Source organism: Escherichia albertii NBRC 107761 = DSM 17582 (assembly GCF_000759775.1).
Classification (GTDB): Bacteria; Pseudomonadota; Gammaproteobacteria; order Enterobacterales; family Enterobacteriaceae; genus Escherichia; species Escherichia albertii.
Window position 1 is genome coordinate 1 of the sequence record NZ_BBMY01000118.1, and the last position, 15629, is coordinate 15629.

The window sequence follows — 15629 nt, forward strand, 5'->3', positions numbered from 1 at the left end:
GTGACAATAAGCCCTTACGAGTTCGGAAGGAGAACACGCCGTGACTAAGATGACAGGACTAGATGCGTTTTATAACGAGTCAGAAGATAAAATCTGGTTTGGTAATCTGATCAGCGAACTGGCAAGACTAAACAATGAAAATGAAAGAATGATAGCTGCCGCTATCTTAAGTAACTACAGATTGAGCAAGACTAAACCAGATACTTTAGGGGGGCTGGGCTTTTATCAGTTCGATTGGGTATCTGGTTTTACGACAAATGAAGACTTTGAAAAGCAGTGTGTGGAGTTTTTAGGTCTTCTGGCTATGGGGCATGAATACAGGGAGAGCCCGATACCGGGGGAAGAAGGGACTTTCAACGTTAGGAAAGGAGAAGACTTTTTATATCACGATGATGAGGATGATTGGTATGGGTCTTACGATTCGTTTTATTTCAAGCGATCCGAGGTTGTGAACTTCTTCCCAGAACTGGATATGAATGTTCCAGATAACGAACCAGAAATTGGAGCACTGTCAAAAAAAGTAGAAAGAGAACAAAACTGGAGAGGAAAAGATACGGCTTTAAAGATGATCGCCGGAATGGCGATTGCCTTATTTGAATCAAGCAAAGATTTCCATAGTGGAGGAAACCTTAGTATCAATAGGGTTAGTGCCCAAGTAATAGAAAACAACATAATATTCGGGAACGATGAAGACAGCGATACCCACCCAGATACATTTCGGAGATTGCTAACGAACGCTTTGGATAAGTACGCCCCCAAATTTAAGAACAAAGCAACCAAAAAGCGTCCAAAATAAAGGAAGGATGTTCCCAAATTGTGCGTTAGAACTAAAAAATAACGCCCAATTTGGGGTAATTCTATTCCCAAAAATTTTTTCTCCAAATTCACAGAAAACTTAAAAAAACAATGATTTACTATCTCACATAGTCAAGCAACGTATTACGAGGTAGATATGAAAAAGTCGCTGATTCGGCTATCTGAGGTTTTGAAACGCACTGGCTATAGCAAGGCGTGGGTATATGCTCTGATGAGCCGAGGACAATTCCCCCAATCAGTCAAGATTGGTGCTCGCGCAATAGCTTTTATTGAAAGCGAGATCGATGACTGGATCGATCAACGTATAGCCGAATCGCGTAGCAACTAAAGAACAGAAACAAACAGGATACAAACAATACGTTATTAGGTATTAAGAATGCAGTTGAAACCTACCAATCAAAAGCTGAACGTAACCCATGTTGATTTTGAAACCTTCGCGGCACTGATTAGATCAGAGCCACAAAAGGTGAGCACCAGCACCAGGGTTTATGATGTGAAATCCACCAGCGGTGGAAAAGCTATCGGCATTGCCTCTGGCGATGATTACTTAGTAATAGATCTGATTTAATCGCACAAAAATTGTAGAGTAATTTGGGGAGACAGGAAGTCTCCTCCGTATTGCATTTTGGTACAACAGTAAGGGAATAAAATGATTAATTACCTGACCGCTAAAGACGCAGCAGAATATCTTGGCGTCTGTCTGTCACGCTTCTATCAGTTAAAGCGATATATCCGAAGCTTTCCTCCCTATATAAATCAGACCATCAATGGTCGCAAGCGCCGGGTGTGGCTTGCCTCCAGCCTTGATCAATTTGCCGACAGATTTCTGGGGGGACAAAAATGAGCACTCTTACACGCTCTCAGGTCGCCGCGAATATACGCGATATCCTACTAAGTGGCAGGAAGCTTACCCCAAAAGAGTTTGACGACATATTAAGGAAAGCCGGAAATCACGAACGTAGTCGCGTTTTAACGCTGTTACGCAACGATTGGGGAATTCCTGTTGAGCAGTTTAAAACAGGGGCGTATCACGTCACAGAACGCAATTTAGAAGCATACCACAGCGATAAAGACGAAACATTGAAGATCTGGAGGACGAACGCCAGATATGTAAAGACATTGCGTAAGGTAAACATAACGTTGTCGTTGTTGCGTGGGCTGGTGGGTAAAGTGCCTGAAGACACGCTTAGAACTGTTTACAAGGGTATTGAAACCAAATACCTGTGATTGACAAAGCAGAAAGCCGACTTTGCGAGAGTCGGCTTTGAAGCAATTGAAATATATGAACTTTACACATGAAATTATACGATAAAGACGCGAGTCTATCCACAAAATCACAAGCCGTAATCAATCACATCAATGGTCGCACATTAGCTTATGTGAAATCAGTTACGCACAAACGTAATGAATTAAAGGCAGAGAATAAACGCCAATCATCAAAGGCTAACCACTGCATACCACCAGCCTGGACAAAGAAGAAATGGCGTACAATGAGGCGAGCTTTGTTTACTCTGGATGTCGAATCAACTAGTGGTATCCCCTACTCCTTTACCTTCAGACCCGTTAAGGGAACAACGCCAGAGAAATTCAACAAAGCGTTAAAGGCACTTACCAGATGGTTGACTTCGAAAGGCAATCAGTGGGTTTACGTCATGGAGTGGGCTCAACACCAGTCAGAGCCGCATGTACACGCAATAATCATGGTGAACGAAAGAAGCATTAATGGGCAAGCTGGCAAAATTGTCAGCAAATGGGTAACACTGGCAAACAATGCAATCCCATCAAATGTTCCTCCTCAGTGGGATCTAGATTTGAAAGGTCAGCAATATTCAGAGCCTACCAAGCATATAGGTAAACAAATTGATTACATGGCAAAGCCCGAAACTAAGTTAAATGACTTTAATAGAGAGGCGAGCAAGAGCCTATATGATTGGTCAGATGCCAGCGTTTGGGGTTATTCGAATGGCTGGGCGCGGCATGAGATAAAAAAAGAAACACTTTCTGTCACTGGCTTTCATGCTGTAAGACGCATACTAAAAGCCGTTCAGGCATCAAGGAAAGACAACTACAAATCTAAGCGGCAGATACAGCGTACATTAAAACGGCAAGACATAAATCGCTCACCAATCGCCCCATTCGAAGCACCGTTAATTAGCAAGCACGATTGGGACTTATCAGTGATAGCGGTCACCAAAGAGGCAGAGACAGAGCGTAGGGAGTTACTATCCTCACAGATAATAAACTCGAACAAAGTACAAACCCACCCGCTGTTAAGGATGTTAAGAAAAGCACGAGTGAGAGCATCCAGAGCCAGAAGAGAAAGCGGAGGTTATGACCATTACTACTAGTAGTGACAGATCGTGACAAGGCAGAGCAAAAAACGACCAATAATAAGAGAAATATGCCTGCCAAACAGCCAAAAGCGCGGAGCGCGGCAAACGCAGCGAGAGGCGCAAGAAGGCGAACCTATCCATTGAAACGGTCAGAAGAGCGCATCGCGCTCGATGACCGGAGTCCCAACTAACACCATCAATAAAAGATCAAAGTCTTAGAAAAAAATGATTTTCCATTGATGGGCATCCATCCGTAAAAATCAATTTTTTAGAAAAAGTACTTATAGAAATTAATCACTTTATAAGAATGTGTTGACGTTAGCAGGCATCGCTTAAGCTCATCATTAATTACATAAAAAACAATCCAATAGAGATATCTGGCAATCAAAACCCCAGAAAAAAACCATCAACATAACATCAACTTTATAAGCGATTTTACCGGTATTTCTTAGGTTGAATTCACGTAGAAATCTCAGTCGTGAATTTAAACCACATAGAAGCAATTTTTTGCATAATTGTACCTGAGTTAGTTTCCTTTAACATGTTACTTAACCATCCCAAAAATAAATCCAATGATGATCCTCAGGTCAGACGGGCGATATTGATACCTTACCTGGCAGTACCTGGCAGTCGGCTGTGCCTAAAGCGGACGTTAGGAATAAACCAATGACGAGCAGGTCACATCATTGGTTAAGGGACACAGCTTGTACCAATTTATATTTTTGATTGTTCTAAATCCAATCACTATAATAGTTCATCTGACAATGATTAACTTGCTTCAATACTCCCTTGCTCATCTATTTTTTTACCATTCTGACAAGCAACCAGGCTCTCATTACATGCTTTAATATCCAGAAAATGTCCTATTGTGAACTCAGTAGTCAGCAATGATATCAATTCCAAGTATTTACGAACTCTTCGAGGCATATCTATTACATTATAGATTAGTAATGCTAATCTTTGTTCAGCAGTTTCACCATCCAGATTAACTATTGCAGAGCGACAGCAATAATTAAAAACATGCTCAACATATCCATCATACCGTGGATTGTGTGCTCTACCACCAGCTAAAATAGCTCCATCTATGCAAGCCATCACTGTTACGTTTCTCACAATTGCAGTTAGGTAGTTTAGAGAAGATCCTGTTGCAGAAATGGTTTCTCCATATTTTTCCATAAACTTGAATACTAAGTATGTATCAGAAATTTCTGCTGAGCGGCTGAGATATAATATATCATCATACAAAATTGGAACAGGTGTACCCGAAGATAAGTTAGTTTGAATGCTTTTTTTTCTTTCCGGCAAAGATAAAGAGTTTAAAATCCTCATGACAAAGGAATTCATATTTGCCGTTGGATACTCTGAACTATACGCTAATTCACACATCAAATGGTCAATGCTAAGCAATGGGATACTATTTGCTATAGAAAGCTGGAAGGTAGAGTAAACAGCCCAATCAACCAAATCTCTTACTTTAACTAATAACTCTGGTGTATCTGCTGGTTTCAGCGGTTCTACTGTTACAAATTCAAGTAATATCTGGAGATTATGAATAAAATCACATGAATCCCTTCGAATATCTTCAGATGTGACTCTATAAAGTCCTTTATCAGATACACCTATAGACATGTAGTCTTCTCTTAGAATATTTTCAATCCACCCTTCCAATACTTGCTTTGTATATTTACATACAATTATTTCTATATTCGAATCTACTACAGCTGAAGAAAAACCCATTAATGAGAAATAAACAGCCGTATACACATCAATAATTACCTTATTTGGTGTTTCTTCTCCACTATTGAATAACTTCAAATATTTGGTTGATGTAATTGACGTTAAATGTGTTATAGCCCCTCTTACAGGGTCTGTAGGATCCGTAAAATTGCCTTTCATCGTTAAAGGTATATTGGGGGTATGCAATACTGCATCCCTTTCTTTATCTTTCGTAGAATATCGTTTTAGAATATTCTCAAAATAAGGAATGAATTCCTCTTCATGAGGAGGTAGAGAAAATTGTCTGAAAACATCAGTACCATCGTTACCTTTACTGCGAAGCTCCACAGCCTGCCTAAATACTGCGACGTAAGGAGGCACACGCTTAATCATTGTAAAGTCACCAGAACAATCTCCTTCCTGCATATTCTCGAGAATCTGTCCAAGTGGTGACTCTATTTCTAACAAGCACGGATGACTAGCCTCAACGTCACGTACAAGAATTCGGGTAAATGTTTCAAACCCATCAGAATATGTAATACCATCCCCACACTTATTAGGGACAAGTGGATTACTATTAACTTTTTGGCTATTTATCAATGAGTTTGCGTGAATCTGGGTCAAAGGCTTTGCCACTTTTACTGGGTTTTGGACAAACCAATCAACAAGCACTCTCTCCGCAATGTGTATATCAATATAAGTCGCTATTTCATTAACTAATGTGATCTTTGACTCATCGTAGGTAGAAAAAATAACTTCTGGGATCTCAAAAACAATTTCTTTAAGAAACTGCGCATCCCCCCCATTTTTTCTTGATGTGTGCAGCAATAAGTACCAGGAATAAGGGTTGTTTGGTGAAATTTCAATTGCAAATCTGATCGATTTTATTGATAGCTCATATTCATCTAATCGGTCGTACACTTGGGCTTCTCTTAAATAAATTAGCTCTGTTTTATCGCATGGTTCTAAGTGCTTTATTTTATTTAAAAATAAATCAATCTTATCACTGAGAAATAGAGCGTTAAGATAACATTCGAAAATCGGAGATACCCAAGCTTCATCAGATAACAATGGGGTGAGATAATTAACCGCGTTCAATGGTAAATTACATAAAATAAATTTATCGCATAAGTTTAATATGTTCGCAGGGTTTATTAGCATAAACTTTTTAGAATCTAATTCTAAAAAATCTTGCGCTTTTTTATCCAGCAGTTGGATTTCATTCTTATCGTCAACCGAACATACTAGCGCCCTAAGGTACAAGTTCAAGAAGGAATTAATATAATCATCTCCTGTTTCAATTATCCCTCCATTGTCTATCCAGTTATTTACGTCTTTAGCTTTCATCTGATTATTCTCAATAGCAAAAATAAGAAATGAAAACTTTTCCAAATCCAAAACATCAGATACTAATTCAAATTTAATATCGGGAGTGCTCATTCCTATTGAGGACTGCTCTAGATACTCCGCAGAAAAGGAGTCTATCTCCCTAACTTTATCAATATGCAACTTTCCTAAATTATAAAGTCGACTATCTGAAAAATAGGTAAGTTTAAGCAAATTGGTTAAAACAGCGATATATCTATCATCTTTTCCGTCATCAATATCAGCTAGTAATTGGATTATTAACCGGTCAACATTATCTTTTTCCTGTTTACTAAGTGAAACATAATGATTACGTTGGTTTCGAGTTATGAGTAAACAGGTTTCAGTGTATAGCCGAAGAATCCTTGAATTATTGGATGAATAATACTTATCCAGATTCTGAGCCAGTTCAAACGCAAAAACAAAATCTTGGACTCTTAAAGCACCGCGAACTAATCCAGTTAACTCTTGCTCGGATAAATCATAAACCTCTGTGTTATGATAGCTTTTAGATAGCTCTTCCATTGAGGCTAATCGCTCAAAGAACACCTCTTTGAGATAGAACCCATCTATTTTTAAATCTGAATATCTTTTTTTAGCTAACTCTTCAGAGGTTCTCGATTCCAAATCGATCAATATAGATGTAATGACCTCACGAACATCACCAGGGAGGTCATTGTTCTGTAGCAATTTTAGAAGATCATTTTTTGATGATGATATCGAGCCTTTTACCAACTCAAGCTTTACATTCAAAGCATTCAATAGTAGATATACATCATTTTCTAATGAATGAATATTATTAAGAACGTCTAGCTTTTCACGAACTCTGCCTAATTCTCTATAGCAAATATCTCTCATTATACTGTCTATAACAGTCCGCAGATCCCTAGATTTAATACTACGAATTATATATTCGTATTTGTCACCTATGATATTGTCACCTACGCCACTGTGTATTTGATCTACCATCATCGTCCATTTCTTCTATTTGTATATATTTTTGTTTCCAATAATGTTATCACCAGAACCACTGTGATTCTGAGTCACTGACCCAATATTCGTGTTTTGCTCAGGCTGAATCAGTTTTAAAATTTGCTGTATTTCTGATGATTCGTTCAATTTTCGCTCGATAACATGCTCTCCATAATCCTTAAGCTCAAGAGTATTTACTTTATAAGCTAAAGTCTCCAATAAAGTATCGTCAACAATCCATCCATGTAGCTTTTCTTTCAAGAAACCTGTAGTTATTGCAACGCCGTTCTTAAACCCATCATAGAGTATTCCTGATAGCAGAGTACTTGTTAAAAAATCCATATCCCCCCCTTAAATTGCTTATTTAAACCTGTTGTCGCCGACTAAAACTGACCCATCCTTTTTGAGTTTTCGAGGTACAAAAGATGGTGTCTGAACTTGCTATCTGTGTTCTGGCTATATAGGACTAGTCCATTAAATGATGATTACCTACTTGAACCCATCATAGTGCCCGCCAATGGGCTTAACATACCCTAATGTAATTAATGTCTCAATGTGACTAGATCGCCCTTTTGCACTTTAGGACTGATAGATCCGCTTCTCGCTTAAGGTTGCCCGCTCCCTTCTGCATATGTTACTGAAGATGGTCAAGCAACATGCAAATGGGTAGTCAACTGGATGCGAATACTCATATTTTGTCTTATCCGACCATGTAAACACATCCCAGAGGGGTGTATATTGATGATTTAGGCTATTCAAGATCGCTAGTGTCGAAAACAATCTGCGACTTATCCATCTCCAGGCAATCTGGAGGCAAACCCAGCATAGCCTCAGCATCACCTACATTACCGATAATGGCGTAGTCATCATATCCCCATCTTTCCAGATCGAGATTGCTTTCGGGATAACCAGGGGATAGTAACAACCATTCACGCAACTCTTTCAGTGTCTTTTCCATAATCAATAAGTTCCATGTTTAAGATTGGCTGACCACCAGCTACAGTCAATGATTATCCCATACGGGTAAAGCGGTGTCGGGCTATTTCTTCCAACTATCCCCCAATGAGTAGGGTTATCAAGAACCAGCAAGATAGCGGCAGTTGGAAGAGTAAACATTGATGTTTGAGGCATAACGCAAATTTGCGTTATGCCTGATTAACGGTAAACCGGAACTACCAGCTATCATCCCCCTCTCAATAGGGTATACCGTAATGACAAGGTGATACAAAGTCTCAATAGGGTTTCCTAGGAACATTTTGACTACACAAAACACCTTATGTATCATTTGCACTTGTATTCATAACCCTATTGAGACAATGCAATGAACGTTAGAATTTACTGCCGAGCATCAACTGAGGGGCAACACGCTGATCGAGCACTTACCAGCCTACGTGAATTTTCAAAATTAAAAGGCTGGCAGATTGCTGGAGAGTACATAGAAAATGCTAGCGGGGCGAAGCTGGAGCGCGTAGAGCTTATGCGGCTATTGTCCGAAGCCCAGCCCGGCGATCTGTTGCTAGTGGAAGCTATAGATCGTCTGAGTCGCCTAGAACATAGCGCATGGGTTGAACTGAAAGACACGCTCAACCGAAAAGGGTTAATCATCGTATCAATGGATTTGCCAACGAGCTGGCAGATGGTCGAGATGACAGGTAATGACCTAACCAGCGGCATCCTGAGAGCCGTAAATGCCATGTTGATTGATATTCTTGCCACAATGGCGCGGCAGGATTACGAAACACGCCGTAAACGCCAACAGCAAGGCATTGAGCGAGCTAAAAGCGAAGGCATATACATTGGCAGGGAGAAAAATCAGGAAGCCCGTGAGATCGTTCAAGAGATGTTGGAGCAAGGAGTAAAACCTGAACTCATCATGAAGGCAGCAGGAATCAGCCGAGCGACTTACTACCGTATAAAAAGTGAGCTGTCAGTCGTAAAATCAGAATAACCTTTGAAAGGTCGTCAGGCTTGTTTCATCAGCTAAAACCAGCTTTTCTGACCACAACGCCTGGGGGCACCCATTGGGGCACCCACCAAAATCGAAAACAAAATTAATTATAATTCAAATTGTTAATTGATTTTTCGATTCCTGCAGGGGACACCATTTATCAGTTCGCAAAATCCCCTGAATATCTCCCCTGTCAGTGAATCATCAGTTCGTTACCTTAAGACGGGTAAAAAGCGGATAAAATAAATTTACCCGCCGGATTTTTACCCATGCCCGCCGTTTAATACATTATGAAATGTGGTTTTCAGACTGGCAGACTTGTTCTCTAACCAGTGAATAAAAGCCTCAATTTTCGGCCACTGCCTTCCCGGCAGCGTAGTGATGTAATAATGCTGATGACATTTCACCGCCATATCGCCAAACGGTGCGACAAGTTCACCACTGGCAAGCCTTTTTTGTACCAGACGTTTTCTGCCCATCGCGACCCCAATATGATTCATCGCTGCGATGACGGCTAAGTCTGAACGATCAAAGCCAATTCCCGAAGATGTCGGCAAATTAACCGCATAATGTTGTGCCCAACTGTGCCATTCATCCGTGCCCGAGTCATTGCTCCATGCCTGTCTGTCGTGCAGCAGAGTACAGTGGCGCAAATTAATTACCGTGTTTGTTAAAGCATGGCGTTGGGCATATTCAGGACTGCACACTGGCAATATTTCTTCATCCATCAGGAAATGATGAGTCAGTTGCGCTGACGGCGCATCATCAAAGTAAATCGCTAAATCGACCCCGGCACGTTGCAGATTAATGTTGTCATTACCGGTGAGCACAGTGAGCGAAATCGACGGATAGCGGCGTGTAAAGTCACCTAATGCAGGCACCAGCCAGCATTGCGCGATAGAGGGACGAGAATACAAGGTTAAGGTTCCCGATAACTCCTGATTTTTAATATCAAGGATCTCCTGATTCAGGGTATCCTGCGACGATTTTAGCGCCCAATAAACACGTTTCCCCTCATGCGTTAATTCCACTTTGCGATGGGAACGGACAAACAACTGAATGCCCAACTCTTCTTCCAGCTGATTAATACGGTGACTTACCGCGCTGGGACTCAGCGACAATTCCTCTGCCGCCAGGGCGAAAGACTGATGCCTGGCAGCCACTTCAAAAGTATGCAGTTTTGATAGTTGCCAGCCATTAAGCAGTCGATTTCTCATTTCACGTAGGGGTTCCATAATCACCTCATTTTTTTCCTGAGTGTAAAAAAATGACAGTGAAAATTCAGCTTTAAGGTGAAACAAAGTGAATCATATCTCATTTCATCTCTATTTTTAGACATAAATCACTCTCTTGATTCGATTTACCTCATGTGAATGGCAAATTTTATCGTTTGTCAGTCTGCGTTGTTTTTTTGTCCAATATCACCAGGTTAATCACAGGGGAAGGTGAGATATGCACTCTCAAATCTAGGTTGTGAGCACGCTGCTTATCAGCATCGTGTTAATCGTACTGACCATCGTGAAGTTCAAATTCCACCCGTTTCTGGCGTTGTTACTGGCCAGCTTCTTCGTGGGAGCGATGATGGACATGGGGCCGCTGGAGATGGTGAACGCCATTGAAAGTGGGATTGGCGGAACGCTGGGATTTCTCGCTGCGGTTATCGGCCTTGGCACAATTCTGGGAAAAATGATGGAAGTTTCCGGGGCGGCAGAAAGAATTGGTCTGACGCTCCAGCGCTGCCGCTGGCTTTCGGCTGATGTCATTATGGTGCTGGTGGGCCTGATTTGTGGCATCACGCTGTTTGTTGAAGTGGGCGTTGTGCTGTTGATTCCTCTGGCTTTTTCAATTGCTAAAAAAACCAATACCTCATTGTTAAAGCTGGCTATTCCACTGTGTACCGCGCTGATGGCCGTTCACTGTGTGGTTCCTCCGCACCCGGCGGCTTTGTATGTTGCCAATAAATTGGGCGCAGATATCGGCTCGGTGATCGTCTACGGCTTGCTGGTTGGGCTGATGGCATCACTGATTGGCGGCCCGCTTTTCCTTAAATTTCTGGGTCAACGACTGCCCTTTAAACCTGTACCCACAGAGTTTGCCGATCTCAAAGTTCGCAATGAAAAAACGCTGCCCTCATTAAGCGCAACGTTATTCACCGTACTGCTGCCCATTGCGCTGATGTTGGTGAAAACGATTGCCGAACTGAATATGGCACGTGAGAGCGGTTTGTATTCCTTGCTTGAGTTTATTGGCAACCCTATCACTGCCATGTTTATCGCTGTGTTTGTCGCCTATTATGTGTTAGGCATACGCCAGCACCTGAGCATGGGGGCGATGCTCACGCATACAGAAAACGGCTTTGGTTCGATTGCCAATATTTTGCTGATTATCGGGGCCGGAGGCGCATTCAACGCCATTCTGAAGAGTAGCGGTCTTGCGGATACACTGGCAGTTATTCTCTCCAATATGCATATGCACCCGATTCTTCTGGCCTGGTTGGTGGCGCTTATTCTGCATGCGACAGTGGGCTCCGCTACCGTAGCAATGATGGGAGCGACGGCAATTGTCGCACCCATGCTGCCGCTGTATCCCGACATTAGCCCGGAAATTATTGCAATTGCCATCGGTTCGGGCGCAATTGGCTGCACAATCGTGACAGACTCGCTTTTCTGGCTGGTGAAGCAATATTGCGGCGCTACGCTCAATGAAACATTTAAATACTATACGACAGCGACATTTATCGCTTCGGTCGTCGCTCTGGCGGGCACATTCCTGCTGTCATTTATCATCTAAGCGCAAAGAGACGTACTATGGAAAACGCTAAAATGAATTCGCTCATCGCCCAGTATCCGTTGGTAGAGGATCTGGTTGCTCTTAAAGAAACCACCTGGTTTAATCCTGGCACCACCTCATTGGCAGAAGGTTTACCTTATGTTGGCCTGACCGAACAGGATGTTCAGGACGCCCATGCGCGCCTGTCTCGTTTTGCGCCGTATCTGGCAAAAGCATTTCCTGAAACGGCTGCCGCGGGGGGGATTATTGAATCAGAACTGGTTGCTATTCCAGCTATGCAAAAACGGCTGGAAAAGGAATATCACCAGCCGATCGCCGGGCAATTGCTACTAAAAAAAGACAGCCATTTGCCGATTTCCGGCTCCATAAAAGCACGTGGTGGGATTTATGAAGTCCTGGCCCATGCTGAAAAACTGGCTCTGGAAGCGGGTTTGCTGACACTTGAGGATGATTACAGCAAACTGCTTTCCCCGGAGTTTAAACAGTTCTTTAGCCAATACAGCATTGCTGTGGGATCAACCGGAAATCTGGGGTTATCAATTGGTATTATGAGCGCCCGCATCGGCTTTAAAGTAACTGTGCATATGTCTGCTGATGCCCGCGCCTGGAAAAAAGCGAAACTGCGCAGCCATGGCGTTACGGTCGTGGAATACGAGCAAGATTATGGTGTTGCCGTCGAGGAAGGACGTAAAGCCGCGCAGTCTGACCCGAACTGTTTCTTTATTGATGACGAAAATTCCCGCACGTTGTTCCTTGGATATTCCGTCGCAGGCCAGCGTCTTAAGGCGCAATTTGCTCAGCAAGGTCGTATCGTCGATGCTGAGAATCCTCTGTTTGTCTATCTGCCGTGTGGTGTTGGCGGTGGTCCTGGCGGCGTCGCATTCGGACTTAAACTGGCGTTTGGCGATCATGTTCACTGCTTTTTTGCCGAACCAACGCACTCCCCTTGTATGCTGTTAGGCGTCCATACCGGATTACACGATCAGATTTCTGTTCAGGATATCGGCATCGACAACCTTACCGCTGCCGATGGCCTTGCGGTTGGTCGCGCATCGGGCTTTGTCGGGCGGGCAATGGAGCGTCTGCTGGATGGCTTCTATACCCTTAGCGATCAAACCATGTATGACATGCTTGGCTGGCTGGCGCAGGAAGAAGGCATTCGTCTTGAACCTTCGGCACTGGCGGGTATGGCAGGGCCTCAGCGCGTGTGCGCATCAGTAAGTTACCAACAGATGCATGGTTTCAGCGCCGAACAACTGCGTAATGCCACTCATCTGGTGTGGGCGACGGGAGGTGGAATGGTGCCGGAAGAAGAGATGAAACAATATCTGGCAAAAGGCCGCTAATTACTTTTCAACGCAGCATCGCTCTGAATGAGCGATGCTGTCTCATCAGTTCATCATGAACGTATAAAAGTCGGTCAATGACCTTGTTCTGATATCACTCATTGCATTTTATGAACATCCAGAAAACAATGAATGATTATTTCAATTTCAAATAAAAAAATTCCAGCGTGATTTCAGAAAAATGCAATCCGGGAGCTTGGAGATTTTTATAATCTTTATTTACACTATGTTGAATTGAGATGTTTTTTAATTCCCAACTATGAATAGCAATATAAAACAAAGCTAGCCTGAACGTTCAGCGCAGGCTGGAATAATTTAATTCCAGCACTGCCAAAATATTTCTGCCCTTCAAGGTTATTGTTTTCCGTATCCCACCATAAAACGGATCATCAAACCACAAGCCGGAGCAATAAACATAAATATGCCCGTTACCAGCTCATTAGCGCCAGTTAACCACATAGTGAAGTAATAAATAATGGCGGCGAGGATCACCATTCCGAAGAAGGAAGAGACTGCTGATACCACGCCCAATACCTGTCCTATGTATCCACTGACACAAACAATACAAAGGGCGAGAAACATCCATAAATAAATCATAGCTCAACCTCCTGCCTCGCTAAAAAACCTGTAACATCAATCATTTTAATAATAAGACAATCCTTAACCATTGGCAATTTTGGCAATCTTTGCCAGAGATTTTTTCTTTTCCTACGGACAATAAAATAAAAACAAGATGTTAGCCTGGCGCTAATATCACACTAAAATATATTCACGCAGAGTGACTAATAAACAGTGGCGAAAAGCAGGCTGCTAATGATAAAGTAGAAGGACCGCATTCATGCTCCTCGTGGTTTTGTCCTGACTAGTCTTTACACTCTTTACAGGAACCATTGTCGTACATGATGGCCTAATCAATTGAGTGTACCGCTGTTGACAAGAAATCTTCTGCGATACAACAACGCGTATCTACAGAAGGTAACTATGTTTCCACAACGCAAATTTTCTCGCGAGTTTCTCCATCCTCGCTACTGGTTCACGTGGTTTGGTTTGGGTGTACTCTGGCTTTGGGTACAGCTTCCTTACCCTGCCCTGTGTTTTCTTGGTACACGCATCGGCACAATGGCCAGACCGTTTCTTAAACGTCGTGAATCCATCGCGCGCAAAAACCTTGAGCTTTGCTTCCCACAATATTCAGTTGAACAACGCGAGAAGATGATCGCTGAAAACTTTCGTGCGCTTGGTATGGCGCTGGTAGAAACCGGAATGGCCTGGTTCTGGCCCGATCATCGCGTACGTAAATGGTTTGATGTTGATGGCCTGGATAACCTCAAACGCGCGCAAATGCAAAATCGCGGCGTTATGGTGGTCGGCGTGCATTTTATGTCGCTGGAACTGGGTGGCCGCGTGATGGGCCTGTGTCAGCCGATGATGGCCACTTACCGCCCGCATAATAACCAGCTAATGGAGTGGGTGCAGACACGTGGCCGCATGCGCTCTAATAAAGCGATGATCGGCAGAAATAATCTGCGTGGTATCGTCGGCGCACTGAAAAAAGGCGAAGCCGTGTGGTTCGCCCCCGACCAGGATTATGGTCGTAAAGGCAGCTCTTTCGCTCCTTTCTTCGCGGTAAAAGATGTCGCGACGACTAACGGTACCTATGTGCTCTCTCGCCTTTCTGGCGCAGCCATGCTAACCGTAACGATGGTGAGAAAAGTCGATTACAGCGGTTACCGTCTGTTTATTACGCCGGAGATGCAAGGTTATCCGGCAGATGAAAATCAGGCTGCTGCTTACATGAACAAAATTATTGAGAAAGAGATTATGCGTGCGCCGGAGCAGTATCTCTGGATCCACCGCCGCTTTAAAACCCGTCCCGTGGGCGAAGCGTCGTTATACGTTTAACAAATAACCGCTGCACTCATCCTCCTCGAATCAGCCATAATAACCTCATGGTTTTTATGGCTTTTTTCTTAAGTTTTTTCCTTCGCTGAATCGTGAATTATTACTGCCAGAAATTAAACTGTCGCCGATATGAGACACTCGTAAGTTACTAAAAGTAAATAAGAAAATGCCTCTTGTTTCGTCCCATTTTTAGGCGTACATTAGCGCCGTCTCGAGCAGATTAGCTCAGAATTCTGGGGTGGCGCCCACGGCAAAACAGAGAACTTTTAAGGTCGTTTTGCCCGGTGTCAACTCACTGTAGCAGGTGTAATGAAGTCATTCAGGCGTAACAGTAAATTACGCGGAGAGATGTAAAGTGAAATATTTCTTTATGGGCATTTCTTTTATGGTCATCGTTTGGGCCGGTACTTTTGCCCTGATGATCTAAAAGCAAACTGTGCA

The 15629-nt window shown here is 42.8% G+C and carries 16 protein-coding genes; 11 read left to right on the forward strand and 5 right to left on the reverse strand.

Annotated features, from left to right (window positions below):
- Positions 1–40: 40 nt before the first annotated feature.
- The 6 genes from EA14781_RS17845 (at position 41) to EA14781_RS17870 (ending at position 3164) form a co-directional block, all read left to right on the forward strand.
- Positions 41–796, forward strand: a complete 756-nt coding sequence (locus EA14781_RS17845) for a hypothetical protein (protein WP_000164460.1) — start codon at positions 41–43, stop codon at positions 794–796.
- Positions 797–952: 156 nt separating this feature from the next.
- On the forward strand, positions 953–1144 hold the full coding sequence (locus EA14781_RS17850; protein ID WP_000749077.1) for a helix-turn-helix transcriptional regulator: 192 nt from the start codon (positions 953–955) through the stop codon (positions 1142–1144).
- A gap of 48 nt (positions 1145–1192) precedes the next feature.
- The gene (locus EA14781_RS17855) at positions 1193–1384 is read left to right on the forward strand and encodes a hypothetical protein (RefSeq protein WP_001176264.1); all 192 of its coding nucleotides are present in this window, start codon (positions 1193–1195) and stop codon (positions 1382–1384) included.
- Positions 1385–1465: 81 nt separating this feature from the next.
- Positions 1466–1660 carry a MerR family transcriptional regulator gene (locus EA14781_RS17860; RefSeq protein ID WP_000611588.1) on the forward strand — a complete coding sequence of 65 codons (195 nt, stop codon included), beginning with the start codon at positions 1466–1468 and terminating at the stop codon, positions 1658–1660.
- On the forward strand, positions 1657–2043 hold the full coding sequence (locus EA14781_RS17865) for a hypothetical protein (protein ID WP_000105963.1): 387 nt from the start codon (positions 1657–1659) through the stop codon (positions 2041–2043). The genes EA14781_RS17860 and EA14781_RS17865 overlap by 4 nt, the downstream gene beginning before the upstream one ends.
- 263 nt (positions 2044–2306) lie before the next feature.
- Positions 2307–3164 (forward strand): rolling circle replication-associated protein, encoded by an 858-nt coding sequence (locus EA14781_RS17870; RefSeq protein ID WP_001250430.1) that lies wholly within the window; start codon positions 2307–2309, stop codon positions 3162–3164.
- 753 nt (positions 3165–3917) lie between these two features.
- Here EA14781_RS17870 and gapS6b read toward each other — a convergent pair.
- The 3 genes from gapS6b to EA14781_RS17885 form a co-directional block, all read right to left on the reverse strand.
- The gene (gene gapS6b, locus EA14781_RS17875; RefSeq protein WP_000989353.1) at positions 3918–7202 is read right to left on the reverse strand and encodes a GapS6b family protein; all 3285 of its coding nucleotides are present in this window, start codon (positions 7200–7202) and stop codon (positions 3918–3920) included.
- Positions 7203–7214: 12 nt separating this feature from the next.
- Positions 7215–7544: a GapS6a family protein gene (gene gapS6a, locus EA14781_RS17880; RefSeq protein WP_000346990.1), complete on the reverse strand. Its 330-nt coding sequence runs from the start codon at positions 7542–7544 to the stop codon at positions 7215–7217.
- A gap of 409 nt (positions 7545–7953) precedes the next feature.
- Entirely contained in the window at positions 7954–8160 is a 207-nt protein-coding gene (locus EA14781_RS17885; RefSeq protein ID WP_000416087.1) for a hypothetical protein, read from the reverse strand.
- Positions 8161–8523: 363 nt separating this feature from the next.
- On the opposite strand from EA14781_RS17885, the gene EA14781_RS17890 reads away from it, so the two are divergent.
- Positions 8524–9150 (forward strand): recombinase family protein, encoded by a 627-nt coding sequence (locus EA14781_RS17890; RefSeq protein WP_001102875.1) that lies wholly within the window; start codon positions 8524–8526, stop codon positions 9148–9150.
- Between the two features lie 263 nt (positions 9151–9413).
- On the opposite strand, the gene dsdC is transcribed toward EA14781_RS17890, so the two are convergent.
- Positions 9414–10385, reverse strand: a complete 972-nt coding sequence (gene dsdC / locus EA14781_RS17895; protein WP_024164749.1) for a DNA-binding transcriptional regulator DsdC — start codon at positions 10383–10385, stop codon at positions 9414–9416.
- 238 nt (positions 10386–10623) lie between these two features.
- On the opposite strand from dsdC, the gene dsdX reads away from it, so the two are divergent.
- Positions 10624–11940 carry a D-serine transporter DsdX gene (gene dsdX / locus EA14781_RS23670; protein ID WP_000105715.1) on the forward strand — a complete coding sequence of 439 codons (1317 nt, stop codon included), beginning with the start codon at positions 10624–10626 and terminating at the stop codon, positions 11938–11940.
- A 17-nt stretch (positions 11941–11957) separates the two neighbouring features.
- Positions 11958–13286 (forward strand): D-serine ammonia-lyase, encoded by a 1329-nt coding sequence (dsdA, locus tag EA14781_RS17905; protein WP_000426387.1) that lies wholly within the window; start codon positions 11958–11960, stop codon positions 13284–13286.
- Between the two features lie 354 nt (positions 13287–13640).
- On the opposite strand, the gene EA14781_RS17910 is transcribed toward dsdA, so the two are convergent.
- On the reverse strand, positions 13641–13883 hold the full coding sequence (locus EA14781_RS17910; RefSeq protein ID WP_000639870.1) for a YfdY family protein: 243 nt from the start codon (positions 13881–13883) through the stop codon (positions 13641–13643).
- Between the two features lie 384 nt (positions 13884–14267).
- On the opposite strand from EA14781_RS17910, the gene lpxP reads away from it, so the two are divergent.
- Both lpxP and ypdK read left to right on the forward strand, forming a co-directional pair.
- Positions 14268–15188, forward strand: a complete 921-nt coding sequence (lpxP, locus tag EA14781_RS17915; RefSeq protein ID WP_000484418.1) for a kdo(2)-lipid IV(A) palmitoleoyltransferase — start codon at positions 14268–14270, stop codon at positions 15186–15188.
- 355 nt (positions 15189–15543) lie between these two features.
- Positions 15544–15615: a membrane protein YpdK gene (gene ypdK, locus EA14781_RS24425; protein WP_010723117.1), complete on the forward strand. Its 72-nt coding sequence runs from the start codon at positions 15544–15546 to the stop codon at positions 15613–15615.
- Positions 15616–15629 lie beyond the last annotated feature (14 nt).